Annotated in this window: 13 protein-coding genes and 1 other RNA gene; 1 reads left to right on the forward strand and 13 read right to left on the reverse strand. The window is 33.8% G+C overall.

What is annotated here, in order from left to right:
• Nucleotides 1-15 precede the first annotated feature (15 nt).
• Nucleotides 16-198, reverse strand: coding sequence for a CsbD family protein (locus BJS11_RS00535; RefSeq protein WP_002483111.1), 183 nt, complete (start codon nucleotides 196-198; stop codon nucleotides 16-18).
• Between the two features lie 125 nt (nucleotides 199-323).
• Nucleotides 324-743, reverse strand: a complete 420-nt coding sequence (gene cymR, locus BJS11_RS00540) for a cysteine metabolism transcriptional regulator CymR (RefSeq protein ID WP_069996272.1) — start codon at nucleotides 741-743, stop codon at nucleotides 324-326.
• 86 nt (nucleotides 744-829) lie between these two features.
• On the opposite strand from cymR, the gene BJS11_RS00545 reads away from it, so the two are divergent.
• The gene (locus BJS11_RS00545; RefSeq protein ID WP_069996273.1) at nucleotides 830-2,107 is read left to right on the forward strand and encodes a replication-associated recombination protein A; all 1,278 of its coding nucleotides are present in this window, start codon (nucleotides 830-832) and stop codon (nucleotides 2,105-2,107) included.
• A 225-nt stretch (nucleotides 2,108-2,332) separates the two neighbouring features.
• Here BJS11_RS00545 and BJS11_RS00550 read toward each other — a convergent pair whose 3' ends face one another.
• The 11 genes from BJS11_RS00550 to yajC all read right to left on the reverse strand — a co-directional run bounded on the left by BJS11_RS00550 (nucleotide 2,333) and on the right by yajC (nucleotide 16,553).
• The gene (locus BJS11_RS00550) at nucleotides 2,333-3,106 is read right to left on the reverse strand and encodes a tRNA threonylcarbamoyladenosine dehydratase (protein ID WP_069996274.1); all 774 of its coding nucleotides are present in this window, start codon (nucleotides 3,104-3,106) and stop codon (nucleotides 2,333-2,335) included.
• A gap of 144 nt (nucleotides 3,107-3,250) precedes the next feature.
• Nucleotides 3,251-3,441, reverse strand: a non-coding RNA gene (gene ssrS / locus BJS11_RS00555) — 6S RNA.
• A 63-nt stretch (nucleotides 3,442-3,504) separates the two neighbouring features.
• Nucleotides 3,505-5,271, reverse strand: coding sequence for an aspartate--tRNA ligase (aspS, locus tag BJS11_RS00560; protein ID WP_069996275.1), 1,767 nt, complete (start codon nucleotides 5,269-5,271; stop codon nucleotides 3,505-3,507).
• A gap of 14 nt (nucleotides 5,272-5,285) precedes the next feature.
• On the reverse strand, nucleotides 5,286-6,548 hold the full coding sequence (gene hisS, locus BJS11_RS00565; protein WP_069996276.1) for a histidine--tRNA ligase: 1,263 nt from the start codon (nucleotides 6,546-6,548) through the stop codon (nucleotides 5,286-5,288).
• A gap of 328 nt (nucleotides 6,549-6,876) precedes the next feature.
• Nucleotides 6,877-7,752 (reverse strand): N-acetylmuramoyl-L-alanine amidase family protein, encoded by an 876-nt coding sequence (locus BJS11_RS00570; protein WP_069996277.1) that lies wholly within the window; start codon nucleotides 7,750-7,752, stop codon nucleotides 6,877-6,879.
• The gene (dtd, locus tag BJS11_RS00575; RefSeq protein ID WP_069996278.1) at nucleotides 7,749-8,201 is read right to left on the reverse strand and encodes a D-aminoacyl-tRNA deacylase; all 453 of its coding nucleotides are present in this window, start codon (nucleotides 8,199-8,201) and stop codon (nucleotides 7,749-7,751) included. Before dtd ends, BJS11_RS00570 begins: the two co-directional genes overlap by 4 nt.
• Nucleotides 8,202-8,213: 12 nt before the next feature.
• A complete protein-coding gene (locus BJS11_RS00580; protein ID WP_069996279.1) occupies nucleotides 8,214-10,403 on the reverse strand; it encodes a RelA/SpoT family protein in 2,190 nt (729 codons plus the stop codon).
• Between the two features lie 304 nt (nucleotides 10,404-10,707).
• Nucleotides 10,708-11,226 (reverse strand): adenine phosphoribosyltransferase, encoded by a 519-nt coding sequence (locus BJS11_RS00585; RefSeq protein ID WP_069996280.1) that lies wholly within the window; start codon nucleotides 11,224-11,226, stop codon nucleotides 10,708-10,710.
• Between the two features lie 12 nt (nucleotides 11,227-11,238).
• A complete protein-coding gene (recJ, locus tag BJS11_RS00590; protein WP_069996281.1) occupies nucleotides 11,239-13,518 on the reverse strand; it encodes a single-stranded-DNA-specific exonuclease RecJ in 2,280 nt (759 codons plus the stop codon).
• Between the two features lie 173 nt (nucleotides 13,519-13,691).
• Complete coding sequence (gene secDF / locus BJS11_RS00595; RefSeq protein ID WP_069996282.1) at nucleotides 13,692-15,968, reverse strand: protein translocase subunit SecDF; 2,277 nt, start codon at nucleotides 15,966-15,968, stop codon at nucleotides 13,692-13,694.
• A gap of 324 nt (nucleotides 15,969-16,292) precedes the next feature.
• A complete protein-coding gene (gene yajC / locus BJS11_RS00600; RefSeq protein ID WP_069996283.1) occupies nucleotides 16,293-16,553 on the reverse strand; it encodes a preprotein translocase subunit YajC in 261 nt (86 codons plus the stop codon).

Here is a 16,553-nt window from a genome sequence, read left to right on the forward strand (position 1 = left end):
TTAATTAATTTAAATTTATTTTTTAAATTTGTCGATAACTTCATTTGCTTTATCTTTTGCATTTTCTACAAATTCTTTAGCTTTACCAGAAGTTTTATCTTCTTTACCTTCATTTTCTAATTCTTTATTATCAGTAACATTACCTACTGTTTCTTTAACGTTACCTTTTGCTTGTTCAAATTTATTTTCATCTGCCATTATAAAAACCTCCTTACGATGTATATATAACAAATACCACTACAACACCGAATTAAACATATTATTTTAATTTAATTAAAATTTTTCACTTAAAATGGAATAAAGTTAAACAAGATGATTACACCTTAAATATAAAACATATATCCATCTAAATTATTTGTATCCTGATAATCTGCTAAATATTTTAATGATGTATTATCTAGTACATCTCTCACTGCATCTCTCATTCTTATCCAAAGTTGTTTTTGTGCAGGTGGCTCCGATTCAATGCTTTCTACAAATGTAATAGGACCTTCTAAGAGACGAATAATGTCACCCGCAGTAATTTCATCTGCTGGTATTCTTAGTTGGTAACCACCTTTTGCACCACGAACACTTCGAATTAATCCGGCATTTCTCAATGGACCTACAAGTTGTTCTAAATAGAGGTCGCTCAAGTTATTTTCTTCTGCAATAGATTTTAATGACACACATCCTTGGCCTTCTTTTTTAGCAAGAGATATCATTAGTGTTAATCCATATCTTCCTTTTGTTGAAATTTTCATTATATTACCTCACTTAATTCGAATACTATATATTAACATTCTATCATTTTTTAAGTTAATATAGTATTAGAAAGGTGTGAAAGATTGTGACAAACGAACCACTTGCGTCGAGAATGAGACCAAATAATATAGATGAAATTATTTCACAAACACATTTAGTTGGCCCTAAAGGCATCATCAGAAGAATGGTTGATACAAAACGGCTATCTTCTATGATTTTTTATGGTCCACCAGGTATAGGTAAAACAAGTATTGCCAAAGCCATTTCTGGAAGTACACAATTTAAATTCAGACAGCTCAACGCTGTAACAAATACAAAAAAAGACATGCAACTTATCGTTGAAGAAGCAAAGATGTCTGGGCAAGTTATTTTATTGTTAGATGAAATTCATCGCTTAGATAAAGCAAAGCAAGATTTTCTACTACCACACTTGGAAAGTGGAAAAATTGTACTCATCGGTGCGACAACTTCTAACCCATATCATGCTATAAATCCAGCGATTCGTTCCAGAGCTCAAATATTCGAGTTGTACCCTCTCGATGAAAATGATATTAGGATTTCATTAGACCGTGCTTTAAAAGATACGGAACGTGGCTTAGGAAGTTATAACCCAATTGTTGATGAAGAAGCATTGACTTACTTTGCTACACAAAGTCAAGGAGATGTGAGAAGTGCCTTAAATGCACTTGAATTAGCAGTTTTAAGTGCTGAAACTGTAAATGAAGAAAGACATATAACATTGCAAGATGCTAAGGACTGCCTGCAAAAAGGTGCATTTGTGAGTGATAAAGATGGTGATATGCATTACGATGTTATGAGTGCATTTCAAAAATCAATTAGAGGCAGCGATGTCAATGCTGCACTACACTATTTGGCCCGTCTAATAGAAGCTGGTGATTTACCAACAATCGCGAGAAGATTATTAGTTATTAGTTTTGAAGATATTGGCCTAGCCTCACCAAGTGCAGGTCAAAGAACTTTAGCTGCAATAGAATCTGCAGAACGTTTAGGTTTCCCTGAAGCACGTATACCATTGAGCCAAGCTGTAATTGAACTTTGCTTATCTCCAAAATCAAATTCTGGAATCTCAGCGATTGATGCAGCACTCTCAGATATTCGCAAGGGGCATGTTGGTCAAATACCTGATCATTTAAAAGATGGACATTATGCAGGTGCGAAAGAACTTGGTAGAGCAATTGGTTATCAATATCCTCACAGCTATGATAGTGGTTTTGTGCCGCAACAATACTTGCCTGATAAACTCAAACGCAAAATTTACTATGAACCAAAAACGACCTCAAAGGCAGAACAACAATTTAAGACTGTTTATGATCAAGTTACACAATCACAACACAAAATATAAGCAACATATACAAATTTTAAAACAATATAAAAAAGACTAGATCCATATGCTATATGACTCTAGTCTCGAATTTAGACAAACCTTATGCACATAATTGCACAGGATTTGTCTATTTTTTATACTGCGTTTATTTAAAAAATTTATCAACTGATTACAGTTTGTAATTAGCTAGGCTATTTAGTTATCGCTTCATCGTGTCTTTCAATTCTATTTTCTAAAAAGCGCTTATTGATTTTTATCTTTTATACGTTTCACTGGAATATCTTTCAGAATATCGTTAATGACATAGCTCGCACAAATTAATCCTACAACACTCGGTACAAATGCATTGGATGACGGTGGCATCTGACCTTTTCTCGTTGGCGCATTAGCATCTCCTACTGTTTCAATAACATCTTCACGAATCATAATTGGACTCTCATCTGAAAATACTACTGGAATCCCTTTATATATACCTAATTTTTTTAATTTTCTACGGATCATTTTTGCCATAGGGTCCATGTAGGTCTTAGAAATATCAGCAATTTGAAATCTAGTTGGGTCTGTCTTATTAGCTGCACCCATACTTGAAATAACCGCAATACCTCTCTCTAAGCATTCTTTCATCAAATGCACTTTGTACATTAAGGTATCACTAGCATCTATAAAATAATCAATATCATAATTATCAAAGAGTGCTTCATACGTTTCCTCAGTATAAAACATGTGTAATGAAGTAACTTTGCATTCAGGATTGATTTGTTTAATTCGTTCTTCCATTAACGTTACTTTACTCTGGCCTATTGTAGTAGTTAAAGCGTGGATTTGACGATTTACGTTAGTAATGTCGACATCGTCTTTATCAATCAATATGATATGTCCAATATTGGTACGTGCAAGTGCTTCAGCTGCGAATGAACCAACGCCACCTACACCAAGTACAACAACTGTTTGTTTTTTTAATAATGCTAACCCTTCTTGTCCATAAGCCAGCTCATTTCTTGAAAATTGATGCTTCATGTCAGACTCCTTTATTGTATATGTAAATTTTTAAATTTCATTATTTGAATTTGTAAGTTTATCAATCAGATGTGCTATAACTTTATTGTATTGAAAAGTTATTTTATATCAAAAAAATACGCAAGACCGAAGTCTTGCGTACCGATAGAGTCCGTGCGTGCCGTAGTTATAAAATGCTTGATCATTCGGCCTGCTTATAACAGGTGGGTGCCCTGTTTCTTGTTTTGCAAGTCCTCCTATTGAGGCGTGTGCGCTGCAAGAAAACCCATTGGGCTCCCGGATCAAAGAGTGTTAGGCCCAAATATGAAGCAAACTTACGAACACCACAGATGACTATCTTATGGAATTATCATACCACATATAATAGATTTAGCAAGAATAAAAGCTTTACGTTCATTCTAATGACGTATACGTAATGACAATTCTTCTAATTGGTTATCAGACACTTCACTAGGCGCATCTGTAAGTAGACATGTAGCCGATGCCGTTTTAGGGAATGCAATCGTATCACGTAAGTTTGTTCGACCAGTTAATAACATTACTAAACGGTCTAAACCAAGTGCAATACCGCCGTGTGGTGGTGCACCGTATTTGAATGCGTCTAATAGGAATCCAAATTGTTCTTGTGCTTGTTCTTCGGTAAATCCTAGTACTTCAAACATTTTAGACTGTAAGTCAGCATTATGAATTCTGATAGAACCACCACCTAGTTCATAACCATTTAATACAACATCATAAGCATTAGCTTGTGCATTTTCAGGTTCATGATCTAACTTTTCAATATCTTCTTGTTTTGGTGCAGTAAATGGATGATGAGCCGCAGTATAACGTTTTAAATCCTCATCATATTCAAGTAATGGCCAATCCGTTACCCATAAGAAGTTTAGTTTTGATTCATCAATAAGTTTTAACTCTTTAGCAAGTTTAAGTCTTAATGCGCCTAGACTTTGTGCGACAACTTCTGGTTTATCTGCCACAAATAATACAAGGTCGCCTGCTTCTGCTGCTGTTAATGATTTTAATTTTTCAATGTGATCCGTTTCAAAGAATCTAGCTATAGGACCGTTAAGACCTTCATCTACAACTTTAACCCAAGCTAAGCCTTTTGCACCATAAATATTAACAAATTCAGTTAGCGCATCAATATCTTTTCGTGTATACTGATCTGCTGCGCCTTTTGCTACAATTGCTTTTACTTGTCCATTTTGATTAACAGTATCTTTAAACACTTTAAAGTCCATAATTTCTCCAAGCTCAGAAACATTAATCAATTCCATATCAAAACGTGTATCTGGTTTGTCAGAGCCATAACGCTCCATTGCTTCTGCGTATGTCATTCTTGGGAATGGACGTGGAACTTCTACGTCTTTCACTTCTTTCACAACATTTTGAAGCATTTCTTCACCCATATCCATAACATCTTCTTGATCTACGAAACTCATTTCAATATCAACCTGTGTAAATTCTGGCTGACGATCGGCACGTAAATCTTCATCACGGAAACACTTAACGATTTGGTAGTATTTATCAAATCCACTAATCATTAATAATTGTTTGAATATTTGAGGTGATTGCGGTAAAGCATAAAACTCACCATCATGTACACGAGATGGCACAAGATAGTCACGAGCGCCTTCAGGTGTAGATTTCGTCAAGACAGGCGTTTCAATATCAAAGAATCCTTCTTTATCTAAATACTGCCTAATCGCACGTGTTGTTTGATGTCTCATTTTAAATGTTTGCGCTAATTCTTGACGTCTCAAATCAAGATATCTATATTTCAAACGTATATTTTCATCTACATTTTGGTTTTCTTCATTAATTGCAAACGGAGGTGTCTCTGATTTATTGATAATTGTTATATCTGAAACTTGTACTTCTACTTGCCCTGTTGCAATTTTCGGATTAACTGTTTGCGGATCACGCTTTTTAACTAATCCTTTAACTTCAACCACATATTCTGATCTTACCGTTTCAGCAACTTTTAATGCTTCTTCAGAAAAATCTGGGTTAAATACAGTTTGGACATAACCTTCACGGTCACGTAAATCTACAAATATCAATCCGCCTAAATCTCTACGGTTGTGTACCCAACCTTTTAATGTCACTTCTTGGTCTAATAACGCTTCTGTCACTAAACCACAGTATGTTGTACGCTTGCTCATATGATATCTACTCCTTATTTTTTAAAATAATTAACTAATTGATCTAACTCAATTGCTTCGCTTTCACCTGATTGCATATTTTTAATATTGATTTGGTTGTTTTCTAATTCTTGATCACCAATAACGATTGTATATTTTGCATTCAATCTATCAGCTTGTTTCATCTGACCTTTAACTTTGCGTTGCAAGTAATCTTTGTCAGCTTTAACGCCATGACGTCTTAAATCATTTAATAATTTAACCGCATATCGGTCTGCATCTTCACCCATCGTTACGATAAATAAATCAAAGTCATGATCTACATCAAGTTCTATTTTTTCTTCATCTAAAGCTAACAATAATCTTTCAATACTTAAGGCGAAACCAATACCTGTTTGGTTTGGACCATCTAATAATTCTAAAAGTCCATTGTATCGACCGCCACCACATAGTGTTGTAATCGCGCCATCGTAATTAGGATTATCAATCATAAGTTCGAATGCTGTATGTGTATAATAATCTAATCCACGTACCAAATTAGGATCCTCAACATAAGGTACACCTAAATCGTCTAAGTGTTGTTTCACTTCTGCATAATATTGTTTTGATTCATCATTTAAAAAATCAGTAATTCTTGGTGCTGTTTTTATCGCTTCTTTATCTTTATCAATTTTACAATCCAAAATACGCATTGGATTCGTGTGTAAGCGTGCTTGACAATCACTACAAAATTCACCTATAACTGGTTCAAAATGACGAACTAAGGCTTCATTATATTCATGACGAGAATCTGCATCGCCAATACTGTTGATGACAAGTTTCAAATGTTTTAAACCAAATGATTGATAAATATGCATAGCCATTGCCAATACTTCTGCATCAATGCCTGGATTTTCAGCACCAATCGCTTCAACACCAAACTGTGTAAATTGACGATAACGCCCCTTTTGTTTACGCTCATATCTGAACATTGGGCCATTATAATAAAGTTTAACAGGTTGATTTGGTATACCTTGCATTTTGTGTTCAATATAAGAACGTACAACTGCAGCTGTTCCTTCTGGTCGTAAAGTTATACTACGATCGCCTTTATCTTTAAATGTATACATTTCTTTTTGCACTACATCTGTAGAATCTCCAACACCACGTGCAAATAAATCAGTACTTTCAAAAATTGGTGTACGAATTTCTTGATAATTATAAACTTCCATTAATTCATCTAATCTATTTTCAATAAAACGCCATCTTTTCGTTTCACTCGGTAATATATCTTGCGTTCCTCTAGGAATATTTATCATAGAATCTCTCCTTTTATACAAATAAAAAACCCTTGCATGACTAAATAGTCATACAAGGGACGAATTTCCGTGTTGCCACCCTAATTGGCTATAGACAATTAACTATAACCCACTTCATACGATTAACGCTCGTTACGCGACTCATCAAAGAGCACCTGTTCTTGTGTTAAATATTTCTAAATTACTCTGCATAATTTTTCAGCCATGAATTATGTCTCTACACATTTTTAAATGCTACCATTTCGATTAGAAAAATCAAGAATCATATCGGTTTTAATATAGAATTCATACTCAATAATAACGACTTTATGTTTAATATGCAACCTTTTTATTGTGAAAAATATGCACGTAAGCCGTCTACAACTGCTTTTTCTAAAATTTGACGATGCAATTGGTCAGTAATCATATCTTCATCGGTTGGATTACTAATATAACCTAATTCAAGTAATACTGCCGGTACATTCGTCTGTCTCAATACTTGGAAATTTTCTTGTCTTGCACCTTTATTCGTCAATAATGCTTTCTTTTGCAAACTTGCACTTAAGGTCTCAGCAAGTGCTTTTTGATTATCTTTAAACCAATATACGGTGCTACCATTGGCTTTAGACGATTTAAGGGAATCATTATGTATACTAATATAAGCATCACCTTTGATATTGCGATCATCGAGTGTCACATATTCATCTACTTCACGTGTCATTTTCACTTTAGCACCTTCTTTTTCAAGTAGTGACTTTAGCTCTTTCGCAGTTTTCAATGTGTATACTTTTTCCGTACTCTTCTTTGACGTATTACTTGATGCGCCCTGGTCACTGCCGCCGTGACCAGGATCAAGTACAATTGTTTTATCTTTTAATGGCTTTTCATTGGGGTTCGTATCAGCTTGAATATCCAAATTTGTATGCCAGCCTGCAACCCAGCCCTTTTCTTTCTTATTATTTGAAACAACTTCTATCCATTTGCCTGTTTTACCAATTTTATGAAAATGTTGACCTTTATCAATAGACTTTATTTCTGGATAAGCGGCACTTGGACCTGTTCTTAATTCAGCGTCTTCAGTCACGTAAATTGTACTGCTGTCTTCATCATTTTGGTTAAGAAAACCAATAATCATAATGATGAAAATGACAAAGGCAATTGCAATGATGAGCATAGGGAAATTTTTCATTTTATGTTTTTCTAACCGAGCAATGAATTTATTCATACGATTTTGCCATCCTGACTTTCGTAGATAATAGTGACGGGTCCATCATTGGCAATATCCACTAACATATCTGTACCAAATTCACCTGTTTGTACAGATACACCATAAGAACGCAATGTTTCATTAAATAATTCATAGAGTTCATTTGCAGTGTCGGGCGGCATAGATTGCGTGAACCCTGGACGATTCCCCTTCCTAACATCTGCATATAATGTAAATTGAGAAATGGATAAGATTTGCCCCTCAATCTGTTGTATATTCAAGTTAAGTTTACCGGCATCATCCTCAAATAACCGTGCATTAACAATTTTTTTTGCTAATGCTGCTACATCTGCTTCGGTTGATGTCTTACCTACACCAACGAGCAAACAGTAGCCTTTATTTATTTCATGTGCTATTGCGTCATTTGTGACGGAAGCATGTTTAACTCTTTGGACTACTATTCTCATTTGGTTGCACCTCTAATTCCAAACTCTCGTGACTGTATACACATCACCGAGTTGTTTAATTTTTTCTACAACTTGGTACACTTCACTTACATTTTTAACCATAACACTAATATTGATAATTGCATTTTTATCTATATCAGAGCGCCCGGAAACCTTAACTAGATTGCTTTGTGTAGAATTAACAGCTTGCAGTACTTCATTTAATAAACCATTTCGGTCATAGGCAGATACTTCAAGGTCAACTTGGTAACGCTGTGTAGAATCTTTAGAACGCACCCATTCAACATGTATGAGTCGTTCGTGTTCATTTTTTATATTAGGACAATCCGTACGATGTACTTTGATACCGTGGCCTTTCGTAATATATCCCACAATATCATCTCCAGGTATTGGATTACAACATTTCGATAAACGGATTAATACATTTTCTATACCTTCAACATAAACACCACTATCGGTTGTAATATCATCTTTGATAGGTACTGATTTCGTTATGGCTTGTGCTTCATTCAATGCTTTTTGTTTATCCAATATGCGTTGCTTTTCAGTCAGCTTATTGACAATTTGTAGTGCCGTCACACCACCAAAACCTACAGCAGCATACAAATCTTCTTCATTGGCAAAATTATATTTATCATTAACCACGGCAATATTTTCATCAGTAAGTACTGTATCTACTCTAAACCCTTGTTCTTTAATTTCTGCTTCAATCATGAACTTCCCTTTTTCAATGTTAGAAGAACGATCTTGCTTTTTAAAGAAACTACGGATTTTACTTTTAGCACTCGAAGATTTAACAATTTTCAACCAATCTCTGCTTGGGCCATAAGAATGCTTACTTGTTCTAATTTCAACAATATCACCTGTTTGCAACACATAATCGATAGGCTCTATTTTACCATTCACTTTTGAACCAATCATTTTATTACCAACTTCACTGTGAACAGCATAAGCAAAATCAATCGGTACCGCGCCATATGGTAACTCTATAACATCACTTTCTGGCGTGAATGCATACACTTTATCACTTTGTAAATCGAATTTAAGTGTTTCCATAAACTCTTCAGCATCAGAAGTAGTATTATCAGTCTCTGCTAATTCTTTAATCCAGTTCAATTTGTGATTGAAACTTTGTGTTTTTTCAGTAACTTTTTTCCCTTCTTTATAAGCCCAATGCGCAGCTACACCATGCTCTGCAATTTCGTGCATTTCGAAGGTTCTAATTTGAATTTCAAGTGGATCACCATTCGGTCCTACTACTGTCGTATGCAATGATTGATACATATTCTGTTTAGGCATTGCGATATAATCCTTGAAACGACCAGGCATTGGTTTCCATAATGTATGTACTAATCCCAACACGGCATAACAATCATTTATCGAATTTACGATAATTCTAATTGCTAATAAATCAAAAATTTGATCAAATTGTTTCTTCTGTTTTACCATTTTACGATAGATACTATAGATATGTTTTGGACGTCCGTTGATGTCGCCAACGATATTCATCTTTGCTAAATCCGTTTGAATTTGTTCAATCGCATTATAAATATATGCTTCACGTTCACTTCGTTTTTTCTTCATGAGATTAACAATTCTGAAATATTGTACAGAATCTGTATATCTAAGTGCAGTATCTTCTAGTTCCCATTTAATTGTATTAATCCCTAATCTATGCGCTAATGGTGCATAGATTTCAAGTGTTTCTTTAGAAATCCTAATTTGCTTTTCACGGGGCATCGCCTTTAATGTTCTCATATTATGTAAGCGGTCTGCTAATTTCACTAAAATTACGCGCACATCTTTAGCAATCGCAATAAATAGCTTTCGATGATTTTCAGCTTGTTGTTCTTCTTTAGAACGATATTTCACTTTTTTAAGCTTTGTTACACCTTCAACAATCACAGCAATTTCTTCATTGAACATACCTTTAACATCATCAAATGTATATGGTGTATCTTCGATAACATCATGTAAAAATCCAGCTACAATAGTAGGCCCATCTAAATGCATCTCTGTTAAAATGCCAGCTACTTGTATCGGATGCATAATGTAAGGTAATCCGTTTTTTCGAAATTGGCCTTCATGTGCTTCATATGCTATGTGATAACTCTTTAAAACGAAATCATATTCTTCTTTTGTTAAATATGATTTTGCCTTGGATAGTACTTCATCTGCACTATATGGATATTCATTGTTCAATTAAGACACCCCTATACTAAATATTAATCACTTTTAGTACCCAGTATTATTTTTCGTTAGCTATTTAATATTTATAATGTAACGAATTTTTACGTTATTAGGCCAAATTATGTATAATAGTTATATAATACTACATGTTAATCAATAAATAAATGCGTAGCTCATACTATTAGCGAAATCTAAATAATTTTATTCACGGACGAACTTATTTAAGTATAAGAATGATTGTGGATTTAAAACAAAATAAAGTCAGGTGACCAACCTATCAAAGTTTGGTCATCTGACTTTATCTATTATCTATGAGTTATTCGTCATAAGAGATTAAGCTCATAACATCATAATCTTTAATCTTTTCAATTCCGTTTAAATATTTTAATTCGATAATGAATGCAATTCCTACAACAATACCACCTAGTTTTTCAACAAGTTTGATGGCCGCTTCAATAGTGCCGCCAGTCGCAAGTAAATCGTCTGTAATCAAAACACGTTGACCTGGTCTAATCGCATCATTATGCATTGTTAAAACATTTGTACCATACTCTAAGTCATACTCATAACGTATCACTTCACGAGGTAATTTACCTTCTTTACGCACTGGTGCAAACCCAATTCCCATCGAATATGCTACTGGACATCCGATTATAAAGCCACGTGCTTCAGGCCCAACAATTACATCTACATCTCTATTTTTTGCATATGCTACGATTTGATCTGTTGCATAGCCATAAGCTTCACCATTATCCATAATAGTCGTAATATCTTTAAAGCTTACTCCAGGCTTTGGCCAATCTTCAACTTCAGACACATATTGTTTTAAATCCATTCAAACTTCCTCCTATTTATCTACCAGTTCAGTTTTAAACCATTGTTTTAAATGATTAAAATCATCATAAAGTAATACTTTTTCAACTTCTATCCTATCAAGTCTACCTTGATAATATTTACTGGATTCAATTTCTCTTTTGGTCGAAACACTATTCATTTTAATTATACCATTTTCATCTTTTATAAACTCTAAATCTAAGAAAACTTTTAGAATAAATTTCAACATACTTGGTTGTATATTTAAAAACTGACTTAACTGCATGCCTTCTTTTGCTAAATTTGTTTCTTTTTTATTAGCTAAAGCTTTAAAACATTGTTTGAATGTATCCATCTTAGGCATACCTTCAAAATAAATTGAATGTTCATGATTTAGTACTAAATAAATTTGTGACGGTTTCATTGTGCTTAACGTTGTTTTTATTGCATCCATTGACGGTGGTAAATCCCTAAATACATATTTATCATACGACTGCTCTATCGTATCGCCGTAATAGAAATAATTATCACCGAGTTTTTCACTACGATCATGAATTAAATATGCTACTTGACTTGCATCCTGATCTAATTCATTAATTTTGCGCTTGCTCCTATAATCTAATATTTGTAGACTATTGCTTGCAATGTCTTGAATCATAAACTGAGGTGATTGGAAACCATTCCATTCATTTATTTGTAATGTACCTATTACATTAATCGGTTGTTGAGCCCCTAGTTCATTTGCAAGATGTCCATTTTGCCAAAATAATGCTTGTAATTGTTGCTCACCCATTACTAATTTTAAGTGATTTTTGTCTTGACCAATAGCTTTCGCCTGATTGACAACTACATCCTCTAATTTAAAGCATGGACTAGAAAAATCTGTCCCAAAAGGTCGTAATCTTTGGACATCTTGAATATTTTTAATTGTTATATCACTTTCTGCGATTGTAACATCTACCTTTTTAACTGGTTCTAGTGATGTAGTTGATGCAAGTTGCGTCATCCAGTCATTGAGCCCTTGACGTAATTGTTCGATATTTTCAATCGGCATCGTTACACCGGCAGCCATATGATGTCCGCCAAATTTAGAAATCAAATCAGAATGTGCATTTAAAATTTCAAACATAGAAACTTGTTCAATACTACGCGCTGAGCCTTTAGCATGATCTTGACCTTCATCTATATTTAAGATTAATGTTGGTAAACTATAAGTTTCAACAATTTTTGATGCTACTATGCCGAGGACACCTTCATGCCATTCTGGTTGTGCTAACAATAAGAATTGCGCACCTTTCTTCACTTGACTGTCTGCCATTGCTAAAGCTTCTTCTGTAATTTGGGCAACAATATCTTTACGCTCTTGGTTAAAGAATTCCACTTGTTCAGCTAAAAATTCAGCCTCTTCTCCCGTATCAGTCATTAATAATTCTGCAGCCAATGCAGCATCTTCTAACCTGCCTACTGCATTAAGTCTTGGACCGATAATAAAACCTATCGTTTCTTCTGTAATCACATCATTATTACCCGCCTGCTTTAAAATTGCTTTGATAGAAGCTGGGCAATGTTGATTAAGTACATCTAATCCTTGTTTAACTAAGGTTCTATTTTCATCTGTCAATGAAACTAAATCTGCCACTGTTCCTATAGCAACGAGCGCTAAAAAATGTGCTGGGGGTTCATCCAATAATTTTTGAGCTAATTTATATGCCACACCTGCACCACATAGGTATTTAAAAGGATAATCATATTCTGGATGCATCGGATGTACAATTGCAAATGCATTAGGCATCGTGCGTCCAATTTCATGGTGGTCTGTTACAATGACATCTACACCTAAATCTTGCACCATTTGAATTTCTTCATGTCCTTGTATGCCATTATCAACCGTTATAATTAATGAAATACCTTCTTCATGTGCATTTTTGAAAGCCATTTCATTTGGTCCATATCCTTCAGAAAAACGGTTTGGAATATACCATCCTACGTGAGCACCAAGTGATTTTAACGTTTCAACTAAAATTGTTGTCGATGTAACACCATCGGCATCATAGTCTCCATAAACTAATATTTTTTGATTTTGATCAATAGCTAAATTAATACGTTCAATTGCTTTATCCATATCACTCATTAAATTTGGATCATGTGTAACTTGAGCACCTTTTAACAAGTCATTAATATCTTCTTTATCTGTGATACCTTTACTTTCTAGTATCTTTTTTACAATAGGAGTTAGTTTTAAATCTGATGAAACCGCCTCTGTAATTTCTTTTTCTGGTGTTTTAACGTCCCATGTATACTTTGATTTAATCATACTATTCTCCCTCATTTCCACAAGTCATTATACAAAAGATATCTCAAAATAAAAAGTAGTTCCATTTATTAGTGTTAATTTTATTTCCTTTTTGCTAAAACAACTCAAATTATGTGGATTTAAATAAAAACAGCCTCCTACTTAAAGTGTAGAAGGCTGTCGATTTAAAATAATTATACTAAAATCTTTTCGTCATTTGATTTTTTCTCTTTATGAACAATTATTTTATGATTATCTGATTTCTTAAGTTGACGTTTTTTCATTATGCCCCAAAGCGGTACTGCAATAAATACAGATGAGAACACACCTGAAATTAATCCGATAAGTAACGCTAATGAGAAATTGAAAATACTTGGTGCACCAAAGATTAATAATGCAATAACAACAATTACAACTGTTAATACAGTATTAATAGAACGTGTCATTGTTTGACGTATAGATCTATTAACGATGTCATCAATTTGAGATTTATCAGTAATCACTTTAACTTTGTGTAAGTTTTCCCGTACTCTGTCAAACGTTACTATCGTGTCATTGATTGAATAACCAATAATTGTAAGTACTGCTGCAATAAATGTAATATCTACTTCTAATCTAAATAAACTAAAGACTGCAACAATCATAAATGCATCATGAAGCAATGATAGAACTGATGAAAGTCCCATGCGCCATTCGAATCTAAATGTGATATAGATGATAATACCAATCGACGCATATATCAGGGCTAACATCGCATTTTTCGCTAACTCTTGTCCAATGACTGGTGACACTGTATTGACTGTCGGTTTATGACCGAATTGCTGATCTACTGTATTTTGCATTTTAGACACTTCATCTTTCGATAAATCGTGTTTAAATTGGACAGTAGCAGTTTTTCCATTTTCACCAAGTGAAACTTGATCAGGTTTAAATCCTTTATCTTCTAACGTTTGTGTCACTTTATTTTCAGTTACTTTATTATCTGATTCAAAATCAACACGTGTACCACTTGTAAAGTCGATACCTAAATTCAATTTGAAAATAAACAGAATAACGGCACCTACTACAATAATAAGCACACTCAAACCTAATAATGGTTTCGCTAGTTTCATAAAGTCAATGCGTTCGTATGGTGTTTTCAAATCATGAATCTCTTTTTCTTCATTGATACTATGGATATTTTTCTTACTTACCCCAAACAACCAGCTTGATTTTTTGAAGAAATTAGATGAAACCAACAATGATAATAACCATCTAGACAAGAAGACTGCTGTTACGAAAATCATTAAGATACCTAACAATAACATCGTAGCAAAACCTTTTACTGAACTTTCACCAAAGAAGAACAATACTGCTGCTGCAATTACAGTCGTAAGCTGTGCATCGACAATCGTTAAGAATGAACTCTTGTTTGCTTTTTTATATGCTTGCTTAAGTGTTCGTCCGATTTTCATTTCATCTTTAATCCGTTCATACATGATGATATTGGCATCTACTGCCATACCAACACCAAGCACTAATGCAGCTAAACCAGGTAATGTTAATACACCTGAAATAAAGTTAAATGCTACTAATGTTAAATATATATATGTTGTAAGTGCAATGACAGCTACCAAACCTGGTAAACGATAGAAACCTAACATAAATAAGTAAATAACTGCAATACCAATTGCCGCCGCGAATACAGTCTTATCTAAAGCATCTTGACCAAATTGTGCACCGACTGAATTTGAGTAGATTTCTTTAAGATCAACTGGTAATGAACCAGAATTTAATAAGTCTGCAATTTGTTTTGCTTTTTGTACGCCTTCTTCACCATTAAAGCCACCAGAAATTTCTACACTGTCTGAATTAATTGGCTTGTCTACAGAAGCAGCCGATACATATTTAGGATCTTTTTTATCCATTTCTTTATGATATGTATCACCTTTTTCGTGATCTAGCCAAACAACCATTACATTTTCTTTTTTCTTAGAAATTTCTTCAGTCACTTTTTTAAATTTAGCACTGTCTTTCAATTTAAAAGTAACTGCAGGTTGATTAGTATTCTGCTTGAATTCTTGTTTAGCTGAACCTTGTTGAATATCTTTACCTGTTAACTTAACATTGTCATCCGCATCACGAATCGTTAAGTTTGCTTGAGAGGATAAGATGTCTCGTGCTTGTGATTGGTTTTTTACGCCAGCTAATTGTACACGAATTCTATTTTTATCTTCTACTTGAATTTTCGGTTCAGAAACCCCTAAAACGTTGACACGATTTTCTAATGTTTTAGCAGTTGCTTTCACAGCTTTATCATCTATTTTATCGCCTTTTTGTAATGGATCAACTTGATATAAAACTTCAAATCCACCTTGTAAGTCTAAACCAAGATTGACGTCTTTGACTACGTTCTTATATGTTAGTCCCATACCTGCAAACAACAGAACTACAAGTAAGATAAACGCAACAATTCTACTACTCTTTTTCACTTGAACACCTCATTGTTAGCTTATGTTTTAAATTGACTCGCTTTGAATTTTCTACGAGTGGAATCTACTAATATTTTTTGAACAACCTTATATATCTTAACACATTACACCAAGTGTAAAAACTAACTCAACTAATTTCTACATTAAATTTTATATGTAAGCGCTATACAGAATACCTGGAATTATGTAACTTTTTATCATGCACTTTTAAAGTATAACATTAATTTACAATTTCGTTTATTTGCCTCTTTTATAAAGGAAATGATAATAAATTCTATAAAAAAATAACTCAAGACAATGGTTGTCTTGAGTTATTTTTCTAATTTATGATGGATCAACTTGTTTAATAGCTGGTTTTTCTAATGTAAGTTCAGTACCGCTACCATTTAAAGTTAAGACAACTGTAGTTTCGTCAACGCTACGTACAGTACCTTTGATACCGCCGATTGTTGTTACACGTTGGCCAGAAGTCACTTGGCTAATCATTTCACGATGCTCTTTAGCCTTTTTTTGTTGTGGTCTGATTAAGAAGAACCACATTAATACTAATAATAAAATTGGTAATATCAATGAAGTAAATTGCAT

Source organism: Staphylococcus caeli (genome assembly GCF_900097965.1).
In the GTDB taxonomy this organism is placed as follows: domain Bacteria; phylum Bacillota; class Bacilli; order Staphylococcales; family Staphylococcaceae; genus Staphylococcus; species Staphylococcus caeli.

What these genes read in the sequence shown, in the direction of transcription:
- aspS (WP_069996275.1), bottom strand. Translation starts at nt 5,271, where the DNA reads ATGAGCAAGCGTACAACATACTGTGGTTTAGTGACAGAAGCGTTATTA.
- cymR (WP_069996272.1), bottom strand. Translation starts at nt 743, where the DNA reads ATGAAAATTTCAACAAAAGGAAGATATGGATTAACACTAATGATATCT.
- recJ (WP_069996281.1), bottom strand. Translation starts at nt 13,518, where the DNA reads ATGATTAAATCAAAGTATACATGGGACGTTAAAACACCAGAAAAAGAA.
- yajC (WP_069996283.1), bottom strand. Translation starts at nt 16,553, where the DNA reads ATGCAATTTACTTCATTGATATTACCAATTTTATTATTAGTATTAATG.
- BJS11_RS00535 (WP_002483111.1), bottom strand. Translation starts at nt 198, where the DNA reads ATGGCAGATGAAAATAAATTTGAACAAGCAAAAGGTAACGTTAAAGAA.
- dtd (WP_069996278.1), bottom strand. Translation starts at nt 8,201, where the DNA reads ATGAGAATAGTAGTCCAAAGAGTTAAACATGCTTCCGTCACAAATGAC.
- BJS11_RS00570 (WP_069996277.1), bottom strand. Translation starts at nt 7,752, where the DNA reads ATGAATAAATTCATTGCTCGGTTAGAAAAACATAAAATGAAAAATTTC.
- BJS11_RS00585 (WP_069996280.1), bottom strand. Translation starts at nt 11,226, where the DNA reads ATGGATTTAAAACAATATGTGTCTGAAGTTGAAGATTGGCCAAAGCCT.
- hisS (WP_069996276.1), bottom strand. Translation starts at nt 6,548, where the DNA reads ATGATAAATATTCCTAGAGGAACGCAAGATATATTACCGAGTGAAACG.
- BJS11_RS00550 (WP_069996274.1), bottom strand. Translation starts at nt 3,106, where the DNA reads ATGAAGCATCAATTTTCAAGAAATGAGCTGGCTTATGGACAAGAAGGG.